This is a genomic window from Halosaccharopolyspora lacisalsi, from assembly GCF_014137975.1.
GTDB classification, from domain to species: Bacteria; Actinomycetota; Actinomycetes; order Mycobacteriales; family Pseudonocardiaceae; genus Halosaccharopolyspora; species Halosaccharopolyspora lacisalsi.
In genome coordinates this window covers 457160-481667 of record NZ_JACGWZ010000004.1, presented here as the reverse complement: position 1 = coordinate 481667, position 24508 = coordinate 457160, and the positions used below count along the sequence as shown (strand labels likewise).

General features: G+C 69.3%; 24 protein-coding genes and 1 riboswitch. Of the genes, 6 read left to right on the top strand and 18 right to left on the bottom strand.

Annotated features, from left to right (window positions below):
• Nucleotides 1-50: 50 nt before the first annotated feature.
• Nucleotides 51-572, top strand: a complete 522-nt coding sequence (locus FHX42_RS16395; RefSeq protein ID WP_182545244.1) for a DUF309 domain-containing protein — start codon at nucleotides 51-53, stop codon at nucleotides 570-572.
• 3 nt (nucleotides 573-575) lie between these two features.
• Here FHX42_RS16395 and phzG read toward each other — a convergent pair whose 3' ends face one another.
• The 8 genes from phzG to FHX42_RS16355 all read right to left on the bottom strand — a co-directional run bounded on the left by phzG (nucleotide 576) and on the right by FHX42_RS16355 (nucleotide 11540).
• Nucleotides 576-1214 carry a phenazine biosynthesis FMN-dependent oxidase PhzG gene (gene phzG, locus FHX42_RS16390; protein WP_328796241.1) on the bottom strand — a complete coding sequence of 213 codons (639 nt, stop codon included), beginning with the start codon at nucleotides 1212-1214 and terminating at the stop codon, nucleotides 576-578.
• Nucleotides 1215-1437: 223 nt separating this feature from the next.
• Nucleotides 1438-2889, bottom strand: coding sequence for a glutamate synthase subunit beta (locus tag FHX42_RS16385; RefSeq protein ID WP_182545242.1), 1452 nt, complete (start codon nucleotides 2887-2889; stop codon nucleotides 1438-1440).
• Entirely contained in the window at nucleotides 2882-7444 is a 4563-nt protein-coding gene (gltB, locus tag FHX42_RS16380; RefSeq protein WP_182545241.1) for a glutamate synthase large subunit, read from the bottom strand. The genes FHX42_RS16385 and gltB overlap by 8 nt, the downstream gene beginning before the upstream one ends.
• Nucleotides 7445-7725: 281 nt before the next feature.
• Complete coding sequence (locus FHX42_RS16375) at nucleotides 7726-8028, bottom strand: DUF2218 domain-containing protein (RefSeq protein ID WP_182545240.1); 303 nt, start codon at nucleotides 8026-8028, stop codon at nucleotides 7726-7728.
• Nucleotides 8029-8123: 95 nt separating this feature from the next.
• A complete protein-coding gene (locus FHX42_RS16370) occupies nucleotides 8124-8588 on the bottom strand; it encodes an SRPBCC family protein (RefSeq protein WP_182545239.1) in 465 nt (154 codons plus the stop codon).
• Between the two features lie 73 nt (nucleotides 8589-8661).
• A complete protein-coding gene (locus FHX42_RS16365) occupies nucleotides 8662-9450 on the bottom strand; it encodes an ABC transporter ATP-binding protein (RefSeq protein WP_182545338.1) in 789 nt (262 codons plus the stop codon).
• A 27-nt stretch (nucleotides 9451-9477) separates the two neighbouring features.
• Nucleotides 9478-10515, bottom strand: a complete 1038-nt coding sequence (locus tag FHX42_RS16360; protein WP_182545238.1) for a FecCD family ABC transporter permease — start codon at nucleotides 10513-10515, stop codon at nucleotides 9478-9480.
• The gene (locus FHX42_RS16355; protein WP_182545237.1) at nucleotides 10512-11540 is read right to left on the bottom strand and encodes an ABC transporter substrate-binding protein; all 1029 of its coding nucleotides are present in this window, start codon (nucleotides 11538-11540) and stop codon (nucleotides 10512-10514) included. The genes FHX42_RS16360 and FHX42_RS16355 overlap by 4 nt, the downstream gene beginning before the upstream one ends.
• Before the next feature lie 57 nt (nucleotides 11541-11597).
• Nucleotides 11598-11775, bottom strand: a riboswitch (cobalamin riboswitch).
• Between the two features lie 206 nt (nucleotides 11776-11981).
• On the opposite strand from FHX42_RS16355, the gene FHX42_RS16350 reads away from it, so the two are divergent.
• From FHX42_RS16350 to FHX42_RS16340, 3 genes are all read left to right on the top strand, one after another.
• Nucleotides 11982-12326, top strand: coding sequence for a hypothetical protein (locus tag FHX42_RS16350; RefSeq protein ID WP_182545236.1), 345 nt, complete (start codon nucleotides 11982-11984; stop codon nucleotides 12324-12326).
• Between the two features lie 109 nt (nucleotides 12327-12435).
• Nucleotides 12436-12978, top strand: coding sequence for a hypothetical protein (locus FHX42_RS16345; protein WP_220480491.1), 543 nt, complete (start codon nucleotides 12436-12438; stop codon nucleotides 12976-12978).
• Between the two features lie 107 nt (nucleotides 12979-13085).
• Complete coding sequence (locus FHX42_RS16340; RefSeq protein WP_328796238.1) at nucleotides 13086-14450, top strand: hypothetical protein; 1365 nt, start codon at nucleotides 13086-13088, stop codon at nucleotides 14448-14450.
• A gap of 78 nt (nucleotides 14451-14528) precedes the next feature.
• Here the strand turns inward: FHX42_RS16340 and FHX42_RS16335 are convergent, their stop codons facing one another.
• The 3 genes from FHX42_RS16335 to FHX42_RS16325 all read right to left on the bottom strand — a co-directional run bounded on the left by FHX42_RS16335 (nucleotide 14529) and on the right by FHX42_RS16325 (nucleotide 15395).
• Nucleotides 14529-14822 carry a 4a-hydroxytetrahydrobiopterin dehydratase gene (locus FHX42_RS16335; RefSeq protein ID WP_182545235.1) on the bottom strand — a complete coding sequence of 98 codons (294 nt, stop codon included), beginning with the start codon at nucleotides 14820-14822 and terminating at the stop codon, nucleotides 14529-14531.
• 46 nt (nucleotides 14823-14868) lie between these two features.
• Nucleotides 14869-15078, bottom strand: a complete 210-nt coding sequence (locus FHX42_RS16330) for a DUF2795 domain-containing protein (protein ID WP_182545234.1) — start codon at nucleotides 15076-15078, stop codon at nucleotides 14869-14871.
• A gap of 137 nt (nucleotides 15079-15215) precedes the next feature.
• Entirely contained in the window at nucleotides 15216-15395 is a 180-nt protein-coding gene (locus FHX42_RS16325) for a hypothetical protein (protein WP_182545233.1), read from the bottom strand.
• Nucleotides 15396-15587: 192 nt separating this feature from the next.
• On the opposite strand from FHX42_RS16325, the gene FHX42_RS16320 reads away from it, so the two are divergent.
• Nucleotides 15588-15920 (top strand): hypothetical protein, encoded by a 333-nt coding sequence (locus FHX42_RS16320; RefSeq protein ID WP_182545232.1) that lies wholly within the window; start codon nucleotides 15588-15590, stop codon nucleotides 15918-15920.
• 6 nt (nucleotides 15921-15926) lie between these two features.
• Here FHX42_RS16320 and FHX42_RS16315 read toward each other — a convergent pair whose 3' ends face one another.
• Nucleotides 15927-16901: a phosphotriesterase family protein gene (locus tag FHX42_RS16315; protein WP_182545231.1), complete on the bottom strand. Its 975-nt coding sequence runs from the start codon at nucleotides 16899-16901 to the stop codon at nucleotides 15927-15929.
• Between the two features lie 152 nt (nucleotides 16902-17053).
• Nucleotides 17054-17809, bottom strand: a complete 756-nt coding sequence (locus FHX42_RS16310; RefSeq protein ID WP_182545230.1) for an enoyl-CoA hydratase/isomerase family protein — start codon at nucleotides 17807-17809, stop codon at nucleotides 17054-17056.
• 185 nt (nucleotides 17810-17994) lie between these two features.
• Between FHX42_RS16310 and FHX42_RS16305 the strand changes: the two genes are divergently transcribed.
• On the top strand, nucleotides 17995-18651 hold the full coding sequence (locus FHX42_RS16305; RefSeq protein WP_182545229.1) for a FadR/GntR family transcriptional regulator: 657 nt from the start codon (nucleotides 17995-17997) through the stop codon (nucleotides 18649-18651).
• 23 nt (nucleotides 18652-18674) lie between these two features.
• Here FHX42_RS16305 and FHX42_RS16300 read toward each other — a convergent pair whose 3' ends face one another.
• The 5 genes from FHX42_RS16300 to FHX42_RS16280 all read right to left on the bottom strand — a co-directional run bounded on the left by FHX42_RS16300 (nucleotide 18675) and on the right by FHX42_RS16280 (nucleotide 24480).
• Nucleotides 18675-20117 carry an MFS transporter gene (locus FHX42_RS16300; RefSeq protein ID WP_182545228.1) on the bottom strand — a complete coding sequence of 481 codons (1443 nt, stop codon included), beginning with the start codon at nucleotides 20115-20117 and terminating at the stop codon, nucleotides 18675-18677.
• A complete protein-coding gene (locus FHX42_RS16295) occupies nucleotides 20114-20653 on the bottom strand; it encodes a TetR/AcrR family transcriptional regulator (RefSeq protein ID WP_235987370.1) in 540 nt (179 codons plus the stop codon). The genes FHX42_RS16300 and FHX42_RS16295 overlap by 4 nt, the downstream gene beginning before the upstream one ends.
• Before the next feature lie 120 nt (nucleotides 20654-20773).
• Nucleotides 20774-22132: an SLC13 family permease gene (locus FHX42_RS16290; protein WP_182545227.1), complete on the bottom strand. Its 1359-nt coding sequence runs from the start codon at nucleotides 22130-22132 to the stop codon at nucleotides 20774-20776.
• A gap of 193 nt (nucleotides 22133-22325) precedes the next feature.
• Nucleotides 22326-23762 (bottom strand): FGGY-family carbohydrate kinase, encoded by a 1437-nt coding sequence (locus FHX42_RS16285; protein WP_182545226.1) that lies wholly within the window; start codon nucleotides 23760-23762, stop codon nucleotides 22326-22328.
• Nucleotides 23752-24480, bottom strand: coding sequence for an HAD family hydrolase (locus FHX42_RS16280; RefSeq protein ID WP_182545225.1), 729 nt, complete (start codon nucleotides 24478-24480; stop codon nucleotides 23752-23754). Before FHX42_RS16280 ends, FHX42_RS16285 begins: the two co-directional genes overlap by 11 nt.
• Nucleotides 24481-24508: the final 28 nt, after the last annotated feature.

Genomic DNA, 24508 nt, shown 5'->3' with positions numbered 1-24508 from the left:
AGATCGGTGACCGCTTCGGTGCGGAGTACGCACGGTGGGAGAATGGTGGTATGGGTGACGAGCTGGAGCAACGACAGGACCGCGGAGCGTCGACGGGGACACGTCGTGACCGCGACGACGAGGGTCGTGCCCGGAACGCTCGCCCGCGCGACGGCCTCGGCCGGCCGCTGCCGTACGAGGCCACCGGTGTCGAACGCCAGCCCGAAGGGGTCGTCCGCTCCACCGAGCAAACGCTCGCGGAAGCTCAGCAGCTCCTCGACGGGGGCAAGCCCTTCCACGCGCACGAAGTGTTCGAGGACGCCTGGAAGGCCACGCAGGACTCCGGGCGTGAACTGTGGCGCGGGCTGGCACAGCTGGCGGTCGGTCTGACCCACGCGGCTCGCGGAAATCCGACGGGGGCTCAGTCCCTGCTGCGACGCGGTTCCGACAACATTCGGCCCTTCGAGAGCGAAGCGCCGCACGGTATCGACGTGTCGGGACTGATCCGCTGGACGGAGACGCTCATCGAGGACCTGAGCGCCCGCGAGACCGTTCCGAGCGCCGAGGCTCTCGCCCCGCGCCTGCGCGGCTGAGGTTCAGGGCTGCAGGCGCCGGGACGTCCACGCCCCCTCGATCCACTCGTAGTGCAGCCTGCGGTGCAACCTGTCCGTACTGCCGTGCCAGAACTCCACCCGCTCCGGCACGAGGCGTATCCCTCCCCAGTCGGCTGGTCTGGGAAGCGGGGAATCTCCGGCGGCGAGCCGTTCGGCTTCCCCACGCAGTTCGGTCCGATCCCGCAGCGGCTGACTCTGCCGCGCGGCGATCGCCGCCGCCTGCGCCGGCACGGAACGTTCGGCGAACAACGCGTCCGATTCGTGGTCGGACAACCACTCGACGGGGCCGGCCACGCTGATCTGCTGCAGGGTCTCCCGCCAGTACAGGGTCCCCGCGGCCCAGGCGACCGCCGCGAGCTCCCGGCCCTTTCGGCTGCCGTGATCCGTGCCGAACACCACGCCCCGATCGTCGATCTCCTTCACCAGGACGACTCGCGTCGAGGGTCGACCGCGCGGGTCGGTGGTCGCCAGCACCATCGCTCCCGGTTCCCGGACACCGTTCTCGACGGCACCGGTCAGCCAGCCACGCAGTAGCTCCACCGGATCACCGGGCGGGGAGTCGAACTCGGCGAGCTCCAGCGCGGTGTCACCACCCAGTGTCTCCAGCTCCAACCGGCCCACGGAACACCAACCTCCCAGATCGGACACGCATCTCGGCCGACGAACCCCCTGCTGCCGCGGAACGGGGGTGCGGCGCACTGCCGAGAACATCGACTCCGCGGGACCCCAGGTCAATCGGCACCCGCACACCAGAGTGACGGGAACACTCCCGGCACCAGCGCGAAAGAGCCGCGCCGGGTCCGGGGCGACCCAGGGTCCGGCGCGGCTCGATTTCGATCAGGAGTCAGGACAGCGGGCGGTCCGTCGGCGCGATCGGAGCCGGGAGCGCGTCGCGACCGGTCAGGTAGCGGTCCACCCCGGCCGCCGCCGAACGGCCCTCCGAGATCGCCCACACGATCAACGACTGCCCACGGCCCATGTCTCCGGCGGTGAACACGCCGTCGACCGTGCTCATGAACGTCTTGTCCCGCGCGACGTTGCCCCGGCCGTCGAGTTCGACGCCGAGTTCGTCGATCAGGCCCTCGCGTTCGGGACCGACGAAGCCCATCGCCAGCAGCACCAGCTCACAGGGCAGCTCCTGCTCGGTGCCTTCGACCGGCACGAGCTTGCCGTCCTCCTTGCGCATCTCGACCAGGCGCAACGCACGCAGCTTGCCCTCCTCGTCGCCGAGGAACTCCTGGGTGTTGACCGAGAACATCCGGTCACCGCCCTCCTCGTGGGCCGAGGAGACGCGGTAGACCATCGGATAGGTCGGCCACGGCTGGTCGTCGGTCCTGGTCGACGGCGGAGTGGGCATGATCTCCAGCTGAGTCACCGACGCCGCGCCCTGGCGATGCGCCGTGCCCAGGCAGTCCGCTCCGGTGTCACCACCACCGATGACCACCACGTGCTTGCCCGCGGCGCTGATCGACGACTCGGTGAGGTCGCCCTCCTGCACGCGGTTGGACGGCGGCAGGTACTCCATGGCCTGGTGCACGCCGTCGAGATCGCGACCCCGGATCGGCAGCTCCCGCGCCTTGGTGGAACCACCCGCCAGCACCACGGCGTCGTGCTCGGAACGCAGCTGCTCGGTCGTGAGGTCCACACCGATGTTGACGCCGGTGCGGAACTCGGTACCTTCCGCGCGCATCTGCTCCAGCCGCCGGTCCAGGCGGTGCTTTTCCATCTTGAACTCGGGAATGCCGTAGCGCAGCAGCCCACCGATGCGGTCGGCCCTCTCGTAGACGATCACGTCGTGACCGGCCCGGGTCAGCTGCTGGGCCGCCGCGAGACCGGCCGGTCCGGAGCCCACCACGGCGACCTTGCGACCGGTTCGGGTGGCCGGAAACTCCGGCCGGACCCATCCCTCGGCCCAGGCCCTGTCGATGATCTCGATCTCGACCTGCTTGATCGTGACCGCGTCCGAGTTGATGCCCAGCACGCAGGCCGACTCGCAGGGAGCCGGGCACAGCGTTCCGGTGAACTCCGGGAAGTTGTTCGTGGCGTGCAGCCGTTCGCTGGCCGACTGCCAGTCCTCCCGCCACACCAGGTCGTTCCACTCCGGGATCAGGTTGCCCAACGGGCAGCCCTGGTGGCAGAAGGGAATCCCGCAGTCCATGCACCGCCCGGCCTGCTTGCGCAGCTTGTCCTGCTCGAACTCGTGGTAGACCTCCCGCCAGTCCTTGATGCGGACGTCCACCGGGCGACGCTCCGGGGTCTCGCGCGGGGTGGTCAGAAAGCCCTTCGGGTCAGCCATGTGCGGCCTCCATGATCGCCTCGTTGACGTCGCGCCCGTCGCGCTCGGCCGCGGCCTGCGCGTTCAGAACCCGCTTGAAGTCCTTCGGCATGACCTTTCCGAAGCGCTCCAGCGCGGTGTCGCGGTCTTCCAGCAGGTCGCGGGCGACGACCGAGCCGGTCTCCTCGTAGTGCCGACGCAACCGGTCGGCCAGGAACTCGCGGTCCACCTCGTCGAGCGGGTCCAGATCGACCATGTCGTGGTTGACCCGGTCCGGGCGCAGGTCCAGCACGTAGGCCACACCACCGGACATGCCCGCCGCGAAGTTGCGACCCGTGTCGCCCAGCACGACCACCCGACCACCTGTCATGTACTCGCAGCCGTGGTCGCCCACGCCCTCGACGACGGCGACGGCTCCGGAGTTGCGGACGGCGAAGCGCTCGCCCACCACACCGCGCACGAACATCTCACCGCTGGTGGCACCGTAGAGCAGCACGTTGCCCGCGATCACGTTGTCCTCGGCGGCGAAGGAGGCCTCCGTCTCGGGGCGCACCACGACGTGTCCCCCGGACAACCCCTTGCCGACGTAGTCGTTGGAGTCGCCGACGAGTCGCAGGGTGATTCCCCTGGGCAGGAAAGCGCCGAAGGACTGTCCCGCCGAACCGGTGAACGTCAGGTCGATCGTGTCGTCGGCCAGTCCCCGACCGCCCCAGCGACGGGTCACCTCGGAACCGAGCATCGTGCCCACCGCCCGGTTGACGTTGCGGACCGGCAGCTCCAGGTGCACCGGCGAGCCCTCGTTCAGGGCACCCTCGCAGAGCTGGATCAGCGTGTTGTCCAGCGCCTTCTCCAGTCCGTGGTCCTGCTCGGTGGTCTGGTGCATGGAGGCGTCGTCCGGCAGTTCCGGCACGTGCAAGATGCGCGAGAAGTCCAGTCCCCGCGTCTTCCAGTGCCGGCTCGCCGACTCGGTGTCCAGCAGCTCGGCATGACCCACGGCCTCGGCGACGGAGCGGAAACCGAGCGCGGCCAGGTGCTCGCGCACCTCCTGGGCGATGAACTCGAAGAAGTTCACGATGTAGTCGGCCCGACCGTCGAACTTCGACCGCAGTTCGGGGTTCTGGGTGGCCACGCCGACCGGGCAGGTGTCCAGGTGGCACACCCGCATCATCACGCAGCCGGAGACGACCAGCGGAGCGGTGGCGAAGCCGAACTCCTCGGCCCCGAGCAGCGCGGCGATCACGACGTCACGGCCCGTCTTGAGCTGGCCGTCGGTCTGCACCACGATCCGGTCCCGCAGGCCGTTGGCCAGCAGTGTCTGTTGCGTCTCGGCTAGCCCCAGCTCCCAGGGAGCTCCGGCGTGCTTGATCGACGACAGCGGGGAGGCGCCGGTGCCGCCGTCGTGCCCGGAGATGAGCACCACGTCGGCGTGCGCCTTGCTCACCCCCGCCGCGACCGTGCCCACGCCGACCTCGGAGACCAGCTTGACGTGCACCCGTGCTCGCGGGTTGGCGTTCTTCAGGTCGTAGATGAGCTGGGCGATGTCCTCGATGGAGTAGATGTCGTGGTGCGGGGGCGGCGAGATCAACCCGACTCCCGGGGTCGAGTACCGGGTGCCCGCGATCCACGGGTAGACCTTGTGCCCGGGCAGCTGGCCGCCCTCGCCGGGCTTGGCCCCCTGGGCGATCTTGATCTGGATGTCGTCGGAGTTGACCAGGTATTCACTGGTGACGCCGAAGCGACCGCTGGCGGCCTGCTTGATCGCCGAACGCCGCCACTCGCCGCTGTCGTCCACGGTGAAGCGATCGGCGTCCTCGCCACCTTCACCGGTGTTGGACTTACCTCCGAGCCGGTTCATCGCCACGGCCAGCAGCTCGTGCATCTCCTGGGAGATCGACCCGTAGGAGATCCCGCCGGTGGCGAACCGCTTGACGATCTCGGAGACGGGTTCGACCTCCTCGACCGGCACCGGTTCGCGCGCACCGTCGCGGAAACCGAGCAGGCCGCGCAGCGTCATCAGGTTCTGGGACTGCTCGTCGACGTGGTTGGTGTACTCCTTGAACACCTCGTACTGCCCGCTGCGGGTGGAGTGCTGCAACTTGAACACCGTGTGCGGGTTGAACAGGTGCGGATCGCCCTCACGGCGCCACTGGTACTCACCGCCGACGTTGAGGTCACGGTGGTTCGGCTTGATCCCGTCGACCGGGAACGTCTTGCGGTGCCGCTCCTCGATCTCGGCGGCCAGCACCTCGAAGTCCGCCCCGCCGATGCGGGAGGTCGTCCCGGCGAAGCAGCGGTCGACGACCTCGGAACCGAGACCGATCGCCTCGAAGATCTGGGCACCGGTGTAGGAGGCGACGGTCGACACGCCCATCTTCGACATCGTCTTGCGCAGGCCCTTGCCGAGCGCCTTGATGAGGTTCCCGGTGGCCTGCTTGGCCGTCATTCCCGGCAACTGGCCGCGGTGCACGAGGTCCTCGACGCTGGCCATCGCCAGGTACGGGTTGACCGCGGCGGCACCGTAACCGACCAGCAGGGCCACGTGGTGGACCTCGCGGACGTCACCGGCCTCCACCACCAAGCCGACCTGGGTACGGCTCTTCTCCCGCACGAGGTGGTGGTGCACGGCACCGGTCAGCAGCAGGGACGGGATCGCGGCGTACTCGGCGTCGGCTCCCCGGTCGGAGAGCACGATGACCCGGGCACCGCCGGCCACGGCCTCGGAGACCTCGTGGCAGATCTCGTCCAGCCTGGCCCGCAACCCGGCACCGCCCTCGGCGGCCCGGTAGACCATGTGGATGGTCACCGAACGCAGGTCCGGGCGGTCACCGTCGTCGTCGATGTGCACGATCTTGGCGAGCTCGTCGTTGTCCAGCACCGGGAACGGCAGCACGAGCTGGTGGCAGGCGGCCGGATCAGTGGCCAGCAGGTTGTGCTCGGGGCCCACGTGCGTGGTCAACGAGGTCACCAGTTCCTCGCGGATCGAGTCCAGCGGAGGGTTGGTTACCTGGGCGAACAGCTGCGTGAAGTAGTCGAACAGCTGGCGGGGACGTTCGGACAGCGCCGCCAGCGGCACGTCGTTGCCCATCGAGCCCACCGGCTCGGCCCCCGTGCCGGCCATCGGCTTGAGCAGGACGCCGAGCTCCTCCTCGGTGTAGCCGAACAACTGCTGGCGATGCACCAGCGAGTCGTGCGAGGGCACCTCCCGCTCTCGCCCCGGGAGGTCACCGAGGTGCAGCAGGCCCTCGTCCAGCCACTGCCGGTAGGGGTTCTCGGCGGCGAGCTCGCCCTTGATCTCCTCGTCGTCGACGATGCGCCCCTGCTCGGTGTCGACAAGGAACATGCGTCCCGGCTGCAACCGACCCTTGCGCACCACCCGCGAGGGGTCGATGTCGAGCACACCGGTCTCGCTGGCCAGCACGACCATGTTGTCCTCGGTGACCCAGTAGCGTCCCGGCCGCAGGCCGTTGCGGTCCAGCACCGCGCCGATGCGGGTGCCGTCGGTGAAGGCCACCAGTGCGGGTCCGTCCCACGGTTCCATCAGGTTGTTGTGGAACTCGTAGAAGGCGCGCCGCGCCGGGTCCATCTCGGTGTGGTTCTCCCAGGCCTCCGGGATCATCATCAGCACCGAGTGCGGCAGGCTGCGTCCGCTGAGGTGCAGCAGCTCCAGCACCTCGTCGAAGGTGGCCGAGTCGCTGGCGTCGGGAGTGGCGATCGGGTAGAGCCGCCGCAGGTCGCCCGGGATCAGCTCGGTCTCGAGCATGCTCTCGCGCGTACGCATCCAGTTGCGGTTGCCACGCATCGTGTTGATCTCGCCGTTGTGCGCGATGTAGCGGTACGGGTGCGCCAGCGGCCACGAGGGGAACGTGTTGGTGGAGAACCGCGAGTGCACCAGGGCCAGCGCACTGGCGAAACGCTCGTCGGTGAGGTCCGGGAAAACCGCGTCGAGCTGGGACTCGGTGAGCATCCCCTTGTAGACCAGCGTCCGGGACGACAGGCTCGGGAAGTACACGTCGGTCTCGTGTTCGACGCGCTTGCGCACGCAGAACGCACGCCGTTCGAGCCGCAGCGCGTCGTCGGAATCCGGTTCCTGCGCCTCAGCCAGGAACAGCTGTCGAAACCGCGGCATGACCTCGCGGGCGGTGGCTCCGGCGCAGCTGGGGTCGACGGGCAGCTCACGCCAGCCCACCACCCGCAGCTCCTCTTCGGCCGCGATGCGCTCGATCGCGGTGACGGCCGCGTCGAGGGCGTCGTCGGCGACGGGCAGGAACGCGTTGCCCACGGCGTAGGTACCCGCACGGGGGAGATCGAAGGGCGCCACGGCACGCAGGAACTCGTCCGGCACCTGGGTCAGGATGCCGACTCCGTCGCCGGTGTCGGGATCGGCGCCCTGGGCCCCCCGGTGCTCCAGGTTGCGCAGAGCGGTCAACGCATTGACCACGATCGCGTGTTGACTGTCCCCGGCCATGTCGGCGACGAAGGCCACCCCACACGAATCGTGTTCGTAGGCAGGGTCGTACAGACCCTGAGATTCGACGCTACACTGCGCCTGGTTTCTCACATTCTGGGACGCCGGCATAGGACCCTCCCGTTTTCAGTGAACAGACCGCGCGAGGTGAAATCACTCGCTGCGAGCCCACAAGTACCTTCACGGTACTGGCAAGAGGATGCGCCGTTGCACTCTTGGTCAGTTCGCGGCACTCTACCGACCCACTGCCGCAAAAGATACCGTCGCGTAACTTACGTTACACCAGCAGACAGGTATCCCACTGATTGAAACAGTAAACGCGGCGGCACGAAAAAACAAGGGCGAACCCGTCCCGAGCATTCCTCAGCCCTCGATCACCCCAGGTAATCGACTTAGGCCGCGCCGGGGAGCCACTCGACGGCGAGGCCGTCCCGCTGACCGAACCGCTCCAGGTGGCGCCCGACAACGTCGTGCACGACGTCGAGAACCTCGGCGCTTTCCGCCTCGACCTCCAGGGCGAGCAGGCCGTCAGTGCAGCGCAACAGGCAACTGCCGGATCCACGCTCCCCGGGAAGGGTGATCCGCGTGCCTTCGTGATCCTCCTCCACCGCACAACGCCGACCCAGATGCGAGGAAAGCTGCTTCGCGTATCGAGCCGGATTGTCGGTACGCACCTCGGCGCGCGTGTGAACCATGAACGGTCCTCCATCAGGTCGGTTAGGTTAACCTAACCGACCTGATGGAGTTCGCCGAGTCACCCGTTGGGCAGGACGAGTATCGGCGCCCACTGTCACTGACGCTCGGCTTCGAGCTTCAGCGCCCGCAGGGTGGCTTCGATGTTGCGCTGATTCGCCGCGTCCCGGTCGGCTTCACCCGTGACCTCGGCGCTCACCGACGTGTACCACGACGGACGGCGGTCCCAGGTCCGCTCGGTGACCACGCACCCCTGCTCGGTGGACCGCAGCTCGTACTCCCAGTGCGAGACCGGTGTGTCGGCGTCGTCGACGTCGAAGGCGAACCGCCGCCCCCGCTCGGCAGCACGCACCGTGGCCACCGTCGTCCAGGTCTTGTCCCCGTTGCGGTTGGCTCCGCGGAAACGCATCCCCTGTTCCGGTGATCCCGCCTCGTCGATCCACTCACCTCCCTCGAGTTCGCCGGACAACCGGGCCAGCGTGTCGAGATCGGTGATCAGTCGATAGACCAGCTCGGGGGCGGCCGCGACTTCGACGTGCGCGTTCGCGGTGGGATCGGCCATGCAGCACCTCCTCTGTATTCCTCGATCCTACTTCGCCGTTCACGAGGCCGACCGCGCTCGGAATCCGCACCCGTCAAAACGCACGGACGTCGTCGGGGGCATGGGCGAAGGGCAGGAAGCGCACGGAGGGCCGGCCATCCGGTCCGTCCGGGGTCACAGCGGAGCGGACGCCGTAAACGTCGGCGATGAGCTCCTCGGTGAGCACCTGTGCCGGTGAGCCCGCGGCGACGGCTCTCCCCTCCCCGAGGACCACGAGGTGGTCGCAGAACATCGCCGCCAGGTTGAGGTCGTGCAGTGCGATCACGCTGGTGACCGGGATGCGGACGACGAGGGCGAGCAGATCGAGCTGGTGGCGGATGTCGAGATGGTTCGTCGGTTCGTCCAGCAGCAGTTCCCGTGGTTGCTGAGCCAGGGCGCGGGCGATCTGCACCCGCTGCCGCTCCCCTCCGGAGAGCGTGTGCCACGACTGCTCCGCCCTGTCCTGCATCCGGGTCTGCTCGAGGGCCGAGCGCACGGCGGCATCGTCGGCGGCCGAGGGGCCGGTCCACGTTCGGCGATGTGGAACGCGGCCCAGGCCGACGACGTCGAGCACACTCATGTCGACCTCGGTGGTCACGTGCTGCTCGACGACGGCGACCCGGCGCGCGACCTCCTTGCGGTGCAATTCCGACAGCGGGACGCCATCGAGCCGTACGACTCCCGAGGAGGTGGCGCGCACACCGGCCAGCAACCGCAGCAGCGTCGACTTGCCCGAACCGTTCGGCCCGAGCAGCCCGACCGTCGAGTTCGGGTCGGGGTCGAGGCGGACACCGTCGACGATCATCCTGCCGCCGGCCCGCCACGACACGTTCTCGGCGCGCATGCTCACACCGCGACCCTCCTCGTATGGTTACCGTGGCTTTCGACTCCGGTGGAGCACGAACACGAACGCGGGCACTCCGACCAGCGAAGTCACCACACCGACGGGGATTTCCTGCGGAGCCATGAGGGTGCGCGCGACCGTGTCGACCCACACCAGAAAGATCGCCCCGACCAGCGCCGTGGTCGGCAGCAGCTTGCGATGTCCGGGTCCGACCACCGCGCGGGCGGCGTGCGGCAGCAGGAGACCGACGAAACCGATCGCCCCGGCGGCACTCACCAACGTCGCAGTCAACAGCGCGGTCACGGTCAGCAGCAGCGATCGGGTCCGGACGACGGAGACACCGAGCGTGCTCGCGGCGTCATTGCCGAAGGTGAACGCGTCGAGAGCCGTGGCCTTGACGAGGCACACCACCAGCGCGAGCACCAGCGCGGACAAACACAGCCACACGGTGAACCAGTCCGTGCCGCTGAGCGAACCCAGCAACCAGAACAGCACACCTCGCGTCTGCTTGGAGTCCGCGAAGGACATCACGATGAACGAGGTCAGCGCCGAGAACAGCTGCATTCCAGCGACACCGGCGAGGATCATGCGATCCGTCGTGCCCCCCACGGCACGGGTGAGCAGCAGCACCAGGGCGAACGAGCACAGCGCTCCGAGGAACGCGCCGACCGACAGCGAGGCCATCCCGGCACCGACACCTCCCACCACCACCAGCACCGCTCCCGTGGAGGCTCCCGAGGAGATACCGAGCACGAACGGGTCGGCGAGCGAGTTGCGCAGCAGCGACTGCATGATCGCTCCGCACACCCCGAGACCCGCACCGCACACGGCCGCCAACAACGTGCGCGGAAGGCGCAGCTGCCAGACGATGCCGCCCCGAAGCTGGGAGAGCCCCGACTCCCCCAGCCCGACGTGTTCGGCCACGACCGCCCAGACGTCGCCGACCACGAGGTCGGAGGGGCCGAACGTGATCGCGAGCGCGACCGAGACGGCCAGGACCACCAGACCACCGCCCCACAGGACCGCGGCGCCCCAGCCTCCGGAACGAGCCAGCAGCGCACTCACCCGGCGAGCCCGGACTCACGCAGTCCCCGGGCCACCTTCTCGACCCCGTGGACGGTGCGGAGGGAGGGGTTCATGGCGGCGCCGCTGAGCGGTACGTAGCGCTTGTTCCGCACGGCGTCCATGTGCTTGGTGACCGGGTGGGACTCGAGAAACTCGATCTTGGCGGCGGCCGTTTCGGCACTCTGGCGCCTGCGGGTGAGGTCACCGAGGACCAGCACGTCGGGATCGCGCGCCGCGACGGTCTCCCAACCGACCTGCGGCCATTCCTGATGGGTGTCGTCGAAGACGTTGTGCGCCCCGACCGCGTCGGTGATGATGCCCGGCGCACCGCAGCAACCGGCCATGTACGGCGCCCTGGAGTTGGCGAACCAGTAGAGCACGGACACGCCGTCGGCATCGATGCCCTTCGTGGCCGCGTCGAAGCGCGCCCGCAGGTCGGCGATCAGTTTCGCCCCGCGCTCCTCGACCCCGAAGACCTTCGCGAGATCACGGATCTCGTCGTAGATCAGGCCCATCCGCAGTGGCTTCGTGCGCGAGCCGTCGCCGCTGCCGCCGTCGGACTTGGCGCAGTCGGCCGGGGACACGTACGTCGGCACGCCGAGTTCCTCGAAGTCGGAAAACGAGGAAACCGAGCCCACGGTGGACGAGAAGGAGGCGGAAACGAAGTCGGGCTCCTGGGCCAGCACTCGTTCGAACGAGGGCGGGTTGTCCGCCAGTCTCGGGACCTCGGCATTGGCCGCCTCCAGTCCCTTCAGGACCGGATCGGTCCACGTCGCGGTACCGACCATCCTGTCGGCCAGTCCCAGCGACAGCAGGAGCTCGGTCGATCCCTGGTCCAGCGAGACCGCCCGCCGCGGCGGAGCGTCGATGGTGATCTTCCGGCCGCAGTCGTCGATCGTCCTCGGATATCCGGGCGGGCTCTGCTGCCGGTCACCGGTGACGTCTCCACCACACGCGGTCAACAGCCCGAAAGCAACCACGATCACGCTGACCAGCGAAAACACACGACTTGTCGGCACGAACATCCTTTTCGTCGGGGCTCGATCGCGGAGCCTGTCGGCCGTTTCCCCGAGCACCGCCACGGCGGCTCGGAGGTACCAGCAGGTTTTCGGGCTCGGGATCACGCGGACGAGGCGCCTTCCCGGATGATCATCCAGTGGCCGCTGCCTCGCCCATCACCCTCACCGCTGCGCGTCAGCTCCGGATTCGCACCGGATTCCCTGGCCCAACACTGGGTTGACTGGCCACGCCAAGTTATCAGGAACGCGATCATTCGCGCAGCCCGGGGCAGTCCACCCTGCTCGACAGGGCGATCGACTCACTGTCCGTAGCACGAATGCGGTCATCCATGATCACTGTGGTGCGGAACCCACACACCCGACCGAGTTCGCTCCGAGTGATTGACGCGCCGGCCGTCCGGGTATACGGGAGGCCACCGCAACCGAGAGCTTCAGGAGGGACGCCGCATGTCCGAGACCCAGGACGACAGTGACCGCACGGGTTCCTGGCAGCGGCTCAGCGAGGCTTTGAGCGCCGTGGCCGCGGCGTGGCGAGAGGCGGGAGCCTCCCAGATCCACCCCGCCCCCGAGGACACCTCCGCCATTCACCAGCTACGACGTTCCCAGGCGCAGGAGCTGGCCCGCACCGGGTACGAGGCGGCCGAGGCGCTGACCGGCCTCGCCACGGTACTGGCCGGCCAGGAGGGTGCCGCGCAGGTGTGGGAAACCGCCCATCAGTCCCAGCGGGAGTCCTGGCGCCGGTGGCGAGTGGCCATGGACGCCGAGGTCCCCGACGAGAACACCCCGCCCTGAATCCCGACCACACGGGACCGTTTCGCCCGCGGACACCGCCGGAAGGATTCGCGAGATCATGGAGACCAACGAAAACCCCCACCGCGCGGCACGGATGCGTGCGAGGACGATGACCGTGTTCCTGCGAGGAGCCGGACACGGGCTCGTGTCCGGCGCTGCCGGTGTCGCGGTGATGACGCTGGGCGAGAAACTGGAACAGCGGATCACGGGACGGCCCGACTCGCACGTTCCCGGTCGCACCATGACGCGGCTGCTGCCGACGACGAAGTCGCCCGCCAGCGTGAACCTGTTCATGCACTTCGGACAGGGAGCGCTCCTGGGCATGCTGCGGGGAGTCATGGCGGACTCGGGACTGCGCGGGCCGTGGTCGTCGGCCATGTTCGCCGTCGTCCGCCTGACCAACGACCAGACCCTCGAAAACGCCAGCGGCGTCGGTGCTCCACCGTGGACCTGGCCGCGGACGGAACTGCTCGTCGATCTGGCACACAAGTCCGTCTACGCCCTGGCCACGGGGTTCGTGGCCGACAAACTGGCGGAGCGGATCGGCCCGGGGCCGGGCCTGCAGCACGCACGGTTGCGCTGGGGACGCCACACCGACATCGGTCCGGTGGAGCCGAAGGCCGCCGGTGGCGGCGGAGGTCGACAGCACTGAGGGAGCCAAAAACCACATGCTCGTGCCGTCGACCCGTCGGCCTCGACTTCGGACTCCCCAAAACAGCTGACGGTGGAAACACCGTCACCTCTCGTAGTGTGTCGATCGTGAGCACCGAGTTGAGCGCATCGTCACCGGAGCCCGCTCCCGCTCGGCGGGCCGGGTTCGCGGCCCTGTCCGCCGATCTGCTCGTCGTGCTCGGCGGCGCATTGCTGGTGTGGCGCGCGGGGGTCGTCGGACAGCGGCTGCTGGACCGCGGGGTCAACATCTACCTCGACTTCCCGCCGCTGTTCGCCAGTTGGGCGCCCCACACCGGCCCGGGCACGATCCCGGCCGTCGCGGTCGCGCTGGCGGTCGTGCTCGGCGGTCCCGTGCTGGCGCGGCGGATGCGCTGGGGGCCCCTGCTGGGGATCACTTACCTGGCGTCGCTGGCCTGGACCGCGTCCCTGACCCTCGTCGACGGGTGGAAGCACGGTGTCCTGACCAAGCTGGCCGGGAACAAGAACTACCTGGCCGAGATCGACCGGGTCGAGAGCATCCCCGGGCTGCTGGCGACCTTCACCGATCGCATCCTGCTGGAGCCGGGTTCGTGGGCCGTGCACGTCGCCGGGCACCCCCCGGGGGCGCTCGTGGTCTTCGTCTGGATGGAGCGCATCGGGCTCGGCGGCTTCGTGGCCGGTGCGGTGCTGTGCGTGCTCGCCGGGGCGACCGTCGGCATCGGTATCGCCACGACCCTGCGGGCGCTGGGCGAGGAGGGCACGGCGCGCAAGATACTTCCGTTCACCGTGCTGATGCCCGGCGCGGTCTGGGTGGGGGTCTCCGCCGACGGCCTCTTCGCCGGAGTGCTGACCTGTGGTGTGGCGCTGCTGGCCGTCGGATCCACCAAGCGGGGCTGGCGCGGCGCTCCGGCCGCTCTGGCCGGGGGGCTGCTGCTCGGATTCATGCTCTTCCTGTCCTACGGACTGGTGCTGGCCGGCTTGCTGCCCCTGGTGGTGCTGGTGCTGACGCGGCGGGTGCGCCCCGCCCTCGTCGCCGTGGTGGCCGTGGTCGGCGTCGTGGTCACGTTCGCCGCCCACGGGTTCTGGTGGTACGAGGGATACCAGCTGGTTCACGAACGCTACTACCAGGGCATCGCCGCGACTCGCCCCTACGGCTACTTCGCCTGGGCCAACCTCGCCTGCCTCGTCCTCGCCGTCGGTCCGGCCGTGCTGGCCGGGCTGCGCCGGTTGGCTTTCGCGCCCCGTCGAATGGCGCTCGGTGCCCGCCTGCTCACCGTCTCGACGCTGCTGTGCCTGCTGGCCGCCGACCTCTCGGGGATGAGCAAGGCGGAGGTGGAGCGGATCTGGCTGCCGTACTCGCTGTGGCTGGTGCTGCCCTGTGCCCTGCTGCCCCGTCGACACGTCAAGTGGTGGCTGGCCGCGCAGGCGATCCTGGCACTGCTGATCAATCACCTGCTCCGCACCCGATGGTGAATCGGCCCGTCGCGCACCGTCGGAGCGCTCGCACGCCGGGCGCCTCAGAGCGGCAACGCCCGGCGTGCTCAGGGGTTCTCAGCTCACGCTGCGCAGCTCCTCGATCCGCTCGGCCATCCCCAGGTCGTTCTCGGTCACTCCGCCCGCGGAGTGAGTGGTGATGCGGACCGTGAGGCGGTTGTAGTCGTGCACGCTCAGATCCGGGTGGTGGTTGGTCTCGTTGGCCAGGTGGGCGATCGCATTGGCGAAGCTCATCGCCGTGAGGAACCCCTTCAACTGCCAGGTCTTGGACACGGCGCCGTCGCCGTACTCCCAGTCGGGAAGTTCGGCGAGCCGGGTGTCGATGGCGGACCGCTCCAGCAGCTCGGGCACGATGCCTCCTTCTCGTCGTGATGGGCGAACCAACGATGGCCGTACTTCAGGACAGTTCCTCGTCAGGACGCTGCGGCACGGCCTGTTCGACCTCCTCGCCGCTGCTGTAGTCGCCCTCCGGCAGCGCTTCCAACGCACGCAGCGTCTTGGATTCGGCGCCGCGGTCCTCGGCGTAGGCCACCAACTGTGCCTTGGCCGCCGGGAACTGGATGCCTTGCAGGGCCTTGAGCACCCGGCGTTCGTCGGCGTCGGTCATCGTCGTCCTCCTTGTCTTGATCACCGTATCGCTTCACGCTCGAGCTCCGCAGTACGCGGAACGTGTGCCGTGGTTACCCGTACTTGCGATCTCCTACACCTCCCCCGTGCGAGTACCCGGTCATCCTGCGCGGGACGCTACCGAAACAGGTGCTGCAAGAACGTGATCGCCGACTCCACGACCGTGGTCACACCGTTGACGAGCATCCCCCAGCCCGCGCGGACGACACCGGCGGCTCCGACCGGATCCCGCAGCATCAGAAACACGGCCACGCAACCGGCCAGGGACACCAACACAAGCACGCTCCTGCGGTTCACTCCCGCCCTCCTCATCGCCCCACCCGGGGACACGCTACTGCTCGGCCGACAAGGTAGTCCGGATTTCGGCGTCGCGCGTCGCCCCCCGAAGGTCATTACTCGTTCGGGTGGTTCACGCGAAAACCGGGATCCGTTCCCCGCATCGCGGTGGTCGCAGTCCCGAAGGATCACCGACGCGAACGGAGCATTCCCATGGCCGACCGGACCGTCACGGATTCCCGGCCGCTGCGCGAGACCGTGGAGCACCTGCTGGTCAGGCTGCTGACCAGCACCGGTGACCACCGTCCCGACACATCCCCGAGCCCGCCGGCCCAGCTGCGCGCGGTCCTGGTGGCGGCCGAGGACCACGGCTGCGACCGGAACGACCGAGCCCGCGCGGCCGCGATCACGGCGCTGGAGCGGTGGACCGTCGCCGACCTCTCCGGAGCCCGATCCAGCCTGATCAGGGCCCACTGGTTACTGACCGACACCGCGAGAGCGAACGCGGCCGGAGGTAGGCATCGACCCGTGCGCGCCGTGCCGTGAGTCGGCTCAGTAGGCGCCGACGTTCTCGAAGTACCGGCGCGGGTTGTCGACGAGCATGGTGGTGATCTGCTCCTCGGACACACCGCGCTGCCGCAGCGCGGGAAGCACGTCGTCACTGATGTGCGTGTAGTGCCAGTTCGGCGCCACACGCTGCTGCTCCTCGTCGGGGAACCAATCGATGTAGCAGGAGGCGTCGTGAGCCAGTACGAGACTGTCGGTGTAGCCACGTCGGACGAGTTCGGCCACCGTGTCCACACGCCGTTCGAAGGACTGCAGCACGTCCAGGCCGAAACGGTCCATTCCGAGCAGCGAACCGGCGTCGGCCAGTCGAGTCAGGTACTCCAGATCGGTGGAGTCCCCGCTGTGGCCGACCACGACCCGGCCGAGGTCGACCCCCTCGGAGGCCAACAGCTGCTGGGCGGCGAGGCCGGAGCGGTTGCCGACGTTGGTGTGCAGGGTGATGGGCACCCCCGTGAGTCGGTGAGTACGCGCCACGGCACGCATGACGCGCTCCACGCCCGGTGTCATTCCCGGAGCATCGATGGCGCACTTGAGGAAGGCGGCCCGGACACCGGTGCCCGCGATCCCATCCGTGATGTCCCTGGTGAACATCTCCACCATCGGTTCCGGGCCGTCGAACAGGGTTCCCGGCCCGCGAAAGTGCAGGAACATCGGCACGTCGTTGTAGGTGTAGACACCGGTGGCCGGGATGATGTTGATGTCGACCCGCTCGTCGATGCGCTGAATGCGGGGAATGTAGCGCCCCAGCCCGATGACGGTCGGGTCCACGATCGTGTCGATTCCCCGGGATTTCAGGGCGGTGAGCTTGTCCACGGCATCGGACACGCGCTGCTGCTCGTCCCAGTGCTCGGGATAGTTCTGTCGGAACTCCTCGCTGAGCACGAACACGTGCTCGTGCATGAGCACACGTCCCATTCGGGTGGAGTCCACGCCACCACCGACGGTCGGAACCTCGGTCACGACGTCCCCTTTCCCGAGGGAGAACCTGCCTCCTCGCTTTCTCCCACACGCGCTTGGCCACCACAACGGTCCGAAGTGCCCGTCCGGGTGAATTCGGACGGTTTCGCCGAAATCGCCGAACCGATCGGCACGGTCACCGGCGATCACGGACGTCAGTCGAACAGTGCCTTCACAGTGCTGCGGAACTCCTCCGCGGCGACGGCGGGGTGGTCATTGGTGCGAGTGGCCTCGCGCATCGGCGCCAGCGTCGCCGCCACGGCTTGCTTAGCCGCGCGCACGGCGGCGGGCGGTTGCTCGGCGATCGAGCTCAGGACCTGGTCGGTGTGGCTCCGCAGCTCCGCGTCGGCCACGTGCCGCTCGGCCAGTCCCGCGCTCACGGCGGCGGGCGCTTCGAGCAGTCGCCCGGTGTAGAGCAGCTGCCGGGTCAGCGAGGGTCCTGCGAGAGCGACCATCCGGGCCGCGAAGGCCGGGCTGGTCCTGATGCCCAAACGCACGATCGGCATCCCGATCCGCGCCGAGTCGGCCATGAAACGCAGGTCGCAGGCCAGTGCGAGCTGGCATCCCGCGCCGGCGGCGACACCGCGGACCTCGGCCACGACGGGGACCGGGCATTCCTCCACGGCCCGAAACGCCGCTTCCATCCGGGCGAAGGAGTCCTCGACGGCCGCCATGTCGGCATCGACCCACTCGGTCATGTCCGAGCCCGCGCAGAATGTCTCGTCCCTGCCGCGCAGCACGATCGCGCACAGCGTGTCGTCACTGGCGAGCTCGCCGACGACCTGTTCGATCCGGGTCCAGCCCTGTCCGGTGAGCGCGTTGCGCTTGGCCGCGTCTCCGATGGTGATCTCGGCGATCGGTGGATCGACACGTACCGTGACGTGCCGCGCCGCACCTTCGGGATCGCTCATCGCGGACCTCCTCGCACGCTCGTCGAGCCGTCCGGTCGTGGACCGAGGATTTCAGTGGATGAACCACTCGTCCACTGGTCCGGCCATTTCGAAGATTGCTATCATCGCGAAAACCTGTCAAGGGGGTCCGGTTGTCCGTCTCCGACTCATTGCGTCCGGTACCACGCACACGTCTACACGAGCAGGTGGTCGAGCGCCTCCGCGAGCACGTGGAGTCCGCCGGGCTGCGCAGCGGCGACCGATTGCCCTCCGAACGGGACCTGGCCGAGCGCCTCGGCGTCAGCCGGGCCTCGATCAAGCAGGCGATTCTCGTCCTCGAAGTGCAGGGACTGGTGGAGATCCGCCACGGCGGGGGCACCTATCTGCGCACGGACACCCTCACCGCGGAACCGGTCTCGACGCTGGTCGAGCGCCAACGCCGGCTCCCGGACGTGCTGGATGCCCGTGAAGCGATGGAAAGCAAACTCGCCGAACTGGCGGCGCTGCGTCGGACCGAGCAGGACCTCGCCGAGATCGACTCGGCGCTGGAGGCGATGCGCGCCGAGATCGCCGAGGGGCTGCTCGGCGAAGAGGGCGACCGCCGCTTCCACGCCGCGGTCACCGCCTCCGCCCACAGCGCGCTGCTCGCCGAATTCATGAGCGGAATCGCCGAGAGAATCGCGGAGAGCCGCCGCGAGTCCCTGCAACAGCCCGATCGCCCGAGCCAGTCGCTGACCCAGCACACTCGCATCGCCGAAGCCATCCGTGCCCAGGACACCCAGGCCGCGCGCGAGGCGATGCGCGCGCACCTGGTCACGGTCAGCCGGGTGAGATTGCTCAGCTGGACCCCCGAAGACGAATAGTTCCCGGGGGGCGGTCCAGCCATTCAGCGGCCGGCAGCGGGACCGTCGTTGCTCCGCGATCCGGCCGTCGTCGAACGATGCGCTCGCCGAAGCGTGAGCGCGGCGACGACTGTGACGGCCATCGTCGCGGCGCCGAGCCAGGAGGCTGTCGTGTATCCGGTGTCGGTGGGAAACGTCGAGCCGATCGGGGTGTGGGCGGCCAGGGTCAGGCCGCCCAGTGCGCTGCCGATCGAGAAGCCGACGCTGCGGACGACCTGATTGAAGCTCATCGCGCTGGAGGTCTCCTCCGCCGGGGTGACGGCGAGGATCGCGGTGGGCATCGTCGCCGAGAAGGCACCGACGCCCAGCCCCAGCACGCCCATCACCGCGAACGACAGCCACAGCTGGCTCCGGGCCAGGGCGAACAGCGCCAGCGCCGCAAGCACGGCCGTGCCCCCGACGGCCAGGACCGTCGCCGGAGTGAGCCGCTCGCGCAGCGGCCGCACCAGCTTGCCGCCGGCGAACCCCAGCGCGGAGAACGGCACCAGCACCATGCCCGCGACGAAGACGTCGACGCCGAACCCGTACCCGGCCGACTCGGGCGTCTGCACATAGCGGGTCACCAGTGTCAGCAGCAGATACATGCCGATGCCGCCGAGCAGCATGACCACGTTGGCCCCCGCCACCGCGGAGTTCCGCAGCAGGGCGAGATCCACCAGCGGGGCGGCGCACCGGCGCTCGCGAAACACCCAGGTACTGATCAGCACGGCCGCGGAGGCCAGGAGCGCGGCGGCGAACGCCGGGCGATCGGTCCAGACCGTGGTCTGACTGATCGCCAGGAGCAGGGCCAACAAGCCACCGCCCAGCAGCGCCGCGCCCGGTACGTCGATCGCCGCCGAGCGGCCCGCCGGCGGCTGGGGCACGGACCACCAGGCGGTGGCCAGCGCGACCGCGGTGATCAGCAGGCCGAGCCCGTACGCCGCGCGGAGCCCGGCCACGTCGGTCAGCAGCCCGGCGAGCGGGTACCCGAGGCCGATACCGATGGTCGAGGCCACGGAGAGGAGCGCGATCGCCGAGCCGGAGCGCTCGCCGGGCAAGTGGTCGCGGGCGACTCCCATCATCAGCGCCGTCAGTCCCCCTCCCGCGCCTTGGGCCACTCGCCCGGCGAGCAGCCAGCCGAACGACGGCGGCACCACCGTCAGCAGACTGCCCACCACGACGGCGGCCAGCGTGGCGAGGATCACCTGGCGACGGCGCGGACCGGTACCCAGCCGACCCAGCACCGGGGTGGCGATCGCGCCGACCAGCAGCGGGGCGGTGAGCGTCCACTGCGCGGCGGCCAGCGGGACGTCGAACTCGCCCGCCACCGGGGTGATCAGCGGAGCCCCGAGACTGCCGACGACGGCGACGACGAGCGCGATGAGCATCAGCGCGGGCACCAGCGGGCGATCTGCCGTGGCCGCGGGCGCGTCGTTGTTCGTGGTCATCGGTTCGCCTCGGCGGTCAGGTGGGGGAAGAGGCCGGGGTGGACGCGTGCGGTCGCCTGGTTCGCCCAGTCGGCGTCGACCTCCTCGGCCGCGAGGGCGGCGTTGGTGTTGAGCAGAATCCCGTACGCCATGAACGTCTTGATCCGCACCGCGTCGAGCCCGGTGGTGTCGCTGACTGTCTGCCGCAACCGGCCGAAGCTGTCCCGCACCGCCTCGCGCACCTCGGCGTCGTCGGTGAGACTGTCGTAGTAGCGTCGGCCCACGGCCGCGAGCGCGTCGAGCCCGGACGCCGAACCGGCGGACGTGGCGAGTCCCTCGGCCATCGTGGCGAAGGCGCGGTCGACCACTTCGAGGAAGAGCCGCTTCTTGGTGCCGAAGACGCGGAAGACGTAGGCGTGCGTGATGCCCGCCTCGCTCGCGATCACCTCGGCCGAGACCCCGTGCAGTCCGTGCTCCGCGAACTCCTCGGCGGCGATCTTCAGCACCTGCTCGCGACGTTCCGCGCCGGACAGCCGCTTGCGACGCTCCACAGCCATGTCGCCCCCCCCAGAAACTGGTAAGTCACCCGTAACTTACCGCTCTCGGAATCGGCGGCCCAGGCTCAGCTCGCACGTCCAGGAGTCCGACGAGCCGTTCCGCGGCCGGAGACGGCACGCCTAGGCCGGGTTGGCCACCACGAAGACGAACCAGATCAGCAGTGGTGCCGCCGCGACCACCACGGCACCGTAGATCAACAGCTTGCGGAACAGCGCTTCCCGGTCGAAGCCGCCGGAGTTGGCCAGCACGATGGCGCCGTTGGTGGAGAACGGACTGACGTCGACCACGGTCGCCGACACCGCCAGCGCGGTGATCATGCCCACTGCCGCGATCTCCCCCTGCTGCAGGAAGGGCACGGCCAGCGGGATGAGCGCACCCATGATCCCGACGGATGAGGCGAACGCCGACACCAGACCACCGATGTAGCACAGCAGCAGGGCGACCACCAGCGGGATGCCGATGGCGGCCACCGAATCACCGGCGTACTCGATGGTGCCCATCCGCTTGAGGACACCGACGTAGGTCAGCACTCCGCAGATCAGCAGTACGGTCGGCCAGGCCACTTCTGCGGGTGCGTTGCGGGCGCTTCCCGGCGAAGCGATGCTCAGCAGCACGGCGACGGTCACCGCGACCAGTCCCACGTCGAGATCGAATCCCAGCGTGCTCACCACCAGGGCCACCAGTCCCGCCAGGGTCAGCACTCGTTCCCGGGACAACGACGCGGGCTCGGCACCGGAACCCACCGTCGCGTCCGCACCGGAACCCACCGTCGCGTCCGCACCGGAATCCGACCCGCCCGCCGATCCGGCCGCCCCCACAGTGGCCACCGAGCGCACCGGACTCGCCGAGGTGGCCGCGGCGGCAGGCGCCGAGCGCGGCAACCGCAGACCACCGAACGTCGCGAAGACGATCACCGCGATCGCCGTGTTGACCACCAGGGCACCCAGGAACAGCACCACCGGCCCCATGGGCAGTCCGCTCTCGGCGACCACGCCGTTGGCGATGGTGCCGTAGACGCTGATCGGGGAGAAGCTGCCCGCCTGGGTTCCGTGCACGACCATCGCGCCCATCAACAGCGGATTGATCCGGTACCGCGCCGCCATGCTCATAGCGATCGGCGCGACGATGGCGCACGCGGCGGGACTGACGGCACCGATGGCCGTCAGCAGTGCGCCGATGCCGAACACGACCCACGGGATGAAGGCGATCCGCCCACCGACCAGGCCGACCGCGCGGTGTACCAGCCACTCGGTCGTGCCGTTGGCCCGCGCGATGGCGAACAGGTAGGTCACACCCACCAGGACGACGAACATGTCGCCGGGGAAACCGGCGAATATCTCCTCCGCGGACAGCCCCGCGACCGCCGTCCCCACCAGGAACGCCGCGGCCAACATCAACATGCCCATGTTCACCGACAGCGCCGTGGCGACGCCGAAGGCCACGATCAGGACCAGCACGGACAACAACTCGGGCGACACCGGACCTCCTCATGGCCGCCGACACGACCGGCGTGACCTCCGACACAGTGGATCGGTAGTCAGGCCACTCTGGACAACAGCCCCGAGAAAGTCAAGAGGAATGGTCTACTGGCTCAGCCACTAAAGACCCCTGTGCGACGGCCTGCGTAGCGCAAAGCGGCTCCACCGCTTCCCGAAAGCCCCTGAGGAAAGTTCACACCCACCCGCGTGAGCGCAGTTCGGCGAGGAAGCGCCCGTAGCTCTCCTCCAGCGGGTCGACCTCGGCCGCGTTCGGGTCCTCCGACTGCCCGCTCGGTGCCATCGCGGCCACCGCGGCACCGAGATCGGCGTGCGGGGATCCCGCAGCGGCGAGCATCGCCGCCCCGAGAGCCGTGCCCGCCTCCTCGACCCGCAGCACCGGCCTGCCCAGGACGGTAGCCCTGATCCGGCACCACGTCCGGCTTCGCGCGCCCCCTCCGGCCGTGCGCAGTGACCCCGTCACGGGAGCACCGAGAGCACGCAGGCGTTCCAGGGCGAACCGTTCGCAGAAGGCGACCCCCTCCAACCGCGAGCGGTACTCGTCCACACGGTCACCGGGCCGACCGACCGTGAACCACCGGGCGTCCTCGTGGCGGAACGGGAAGCGCTCCCCCGCACCACGCAACGGGTAGGTGACCACAGTGGAGGGTCCCCTCTCCGAGGCGGCGCCGTCTAGAGCGGCCAGCGAATCTTGGTCCACATCGGACAATGCGGAGCCGCCGCTGTTGGAGGCTCCACCGGGCAACCACGCCCCACCGGGCAGCCGGTGGCTGTAGACCACTCCCGTGGGGTCGTGCACGATCCGGTCGGAGACGCCCTTGACGACCAGGGTGGTACCCAGCACGGTGACGAACTGACCGGGTTCGACCGCGCCGCAGGCGAGCTGGCCGGCGCAGCCGTCTGTCATGCCCGCGCGGACCTCGCAGCCCACAGGCAGCCCGGTGGTCTCCGCCGCTCGCGCGGTCACCGTGCCCAGCGAAGCCGTCGGGGTCACCACCTCGGGCAGCAGCCACGTCGGTACCCCGAGGGCGTCGAACACCTCCGAAGCCCATTCCCCGGCGACCACGTCGTAGCCGCTCTTGAGCGCGTGGCTGGAGTCGGTCGAGACCGGGCGCCCCACCAACCGCCCGGCGACCACGTCCGGTGTGTGGCAGGCCCGGACGGCCTCGGCCGGGCGTTCGGCGGCCAGTCGAGCGATCCGGGCCAGGCCCGAGCCCGCCGACGGCGTGATCCCCGTCCACCGCCACCGCTCGGCACCGACGTGCTCGGCCGTCCGCGCCTCGGCGACCGCGCGGCGATCGTCGTACATCAACGCTGGCGTGACCGGTTCTCCCCCGTCGTCGGTCAGCACCACCGTACCGGAGGTCGCCGAAACCGCCAGCGAGCTGATCTCGGCACTGCGCGCGCCCAACCGTGCCGTGCACTCGCCCAAACAGTCGCGGACGGCCGGCCACCACGCGGTGGCGTCCTGTTCGGAGCGCCCTCCCGCCGAACGGACCGGTTCGGGAAGTCGCCGAGTGGCCGAAGCGACCAGGGCTCCCCCGGGATCGTGCACCTGAACCCGAACCGTGGCAGTGGCGACGTCCACGCCCGCGACCAGCTCACCGACCACGAGGCGCCTCCCGGAGCCGACGCAGTGCCCCGGGCAGCTCGGACAGGGACCCCACCACGGAGTCCGGTTCCGCCAACTGCTCGGGCGTGGGTTCGGGTGGGGACTCCCCGCGCAACACCCACACGGTACGGAGCCCCACCCGCTGCGCACCGCGGACGTCGGTGTCGAGCCGGTTGCCCACGTGCACGGCGCGGGCGGGATCCACCCCGGCTTCCGACAACGCGTGCCGAAAGATCGCGGGATCGGGCTTCTCGGCGCCGACGACTTCCGAAAGAGCCCAGATGTCGATGTGATCGGCCACGCCGTCGCGGCGGAGCGCCTCATCCACGATCGCGCGCTGATTGGCCACCACGGCGATCTCGTAGTCCCGCGCCATCTCGCGCAGCGCGGGAAGAACGTCCGCGTACAGCGCCGAAGGCGGATACACCCAGTAGTTCTCGGCGAGCTCGGACAACCGCCCACGGCTGCCGGGGCCGAGGAACCGTTCGGCCACGGCGGTGCGCAGGGATCCACCCTGACGTTGGCGCTGCTCGTCGTAGACCCGGCGGAACTCGGTCTCGTCGACGAGATCACCCCGCTGCCCGGCGAGCTCCCGGACGGCCCGGAAAAGGGCCTGCCGGTAGGCGGCGTCGTCGTAGATCGGGCCGCCGACGTCCAACAGCACCAGGTCGACGCGTTCGCCGTCGACTCCGGCAGTCCGGGATGCTGGGTCCGACACGTGATCCTCCGAGAAAAGCCGGGACGGC